Here is a 1,416-nt window from a genome sequence, read left to right as displayed (position 1 = left end):
GTTTCATAACCTTCCTCAGGATTACAGCCCGTGTGCTGGAACTGTACTATGATTTCTGGACCCACGCCAAAAGTAAATTGATCGTATTTATTCAGATCTCCGTCAAAAAATATAATAGGTTCTTCTACCGGTTCTTCCCCTTCCGTGATGACCATTCCATAACAAGCGGTTATATCTTCTCTTTCATAGGGTTTATAATAATTTACAAATTCACTGTTGAAATCAGATTCTTCATCGTGGGAGGTATATTTATCGTGTAACATCCATAAGACCCACTGATTTTCTTCATTTCCTTTTTCATTGTTATGGCTGTCAATGATATCATATAAAAAAGCACTTTCCAAACAGAAGAAAACGGGAAACTCCTGCATATAATCCCCAGTGGATTGTGATAGCCATATTCTGTTTAAAATCTCTACACCTTTAGAATTAGGCTCGCCTCTTAAACCATCATCGGGCTGTTCATTGTCCCCAAAAACAATAAAATGATCATTTGGTAGGGATGTCACCTTTAATAGTTCCTCATTGCTGTATTTATATTTTTGATCAATAGATGAAATCAACTTGCCCTCATAATGCATACTGTTACTCTGTACCTGATGCAGTCCGGACAGATCATCCCTTCCCATACCAAAGATATTATTGTAAAAAATTCCATTGTTTTCCTTTTCCCAAAATACAGTATTGCTTGAATTTTTATAGGAAGTCGAAGAGGAGAGGGTTATTCCATATTTTAACGCCAAGTAGGATTCAACCCGGTTCTTTTCATTGGCACTCAATGGGTACGGAAAGGAAAGGTATTCCGGAAATTTGCCCTTGAAATACTCAACGGGATCTTGGCTTTCTTTGTCCGTGTAATCTTTCCCAATGTATATATAGGTTTCTCCAAGTTCCCCATAACTTTTGAATTTTCTGTCAATATCAAATTGGTTCCAGTGGTAATAGTTGACATGTGCATTCTTGACACTGGAGTAATTTCCAACCAGTTTGTTGATATAAGTTTTTTGGTTGGAAATATCAAAATGATTCCGGACAATACTGTCAAAAGAAACAATCAGCGGTTGTTGCTGCTCAAAGCGGTGCCATTGCGTAGTTAGATAGGAAATTTCTGGATTCGGGTCTGTTAACCCGACAAAGAAAATATCCCTTTCCGATACATTTTCAATGGGAACCCGATAGATGAGACATAGTTGGTCCTCGGCATGAATGGAAGGGTTAAAGTTGTAGAGTGAAGGTTGGTGGTCTCCACAATCATTTAAGGTAATTTCAGTTTCAGCAAAGTTTAGGTATTGGTTATTGGTAATATCGAGCGAGTCTGCCTTATACCATACTTCGGCGCCCGTAACACCACCAGGGTAAGTTTGTGCATAGATGGATAATGATGTAATGATGGTCATTACACCCAACAAAAGGAGT

The 1,416-nt window shown here is 38.3% G+C and carries 1 protein-coding gene; it reads right to left on the bottom strand.

The window, feature by feature from the left end; translation table 11 throughout:
• On the bottom strand, nucleotides 1-1,416 hold a 1,416-nt coding region (locus DNG35_RS12235; RefSeq protein ID WP_199489118.1), incomplete at both ends, for a hypothetical protein.

This window comes from Mesonia sp. K7 (genome assembly GCF_003233725.1).
Lineage (GTDB): Bacteria > Bacteroidota > Bacteroidia > Flavobacteriales > Flavobacteriaceae > Mesonia.
Note: the sequence above shows the minus strand (reverse complement) of the source record. Positions and strands in the feature narration are given on the sequence as shown.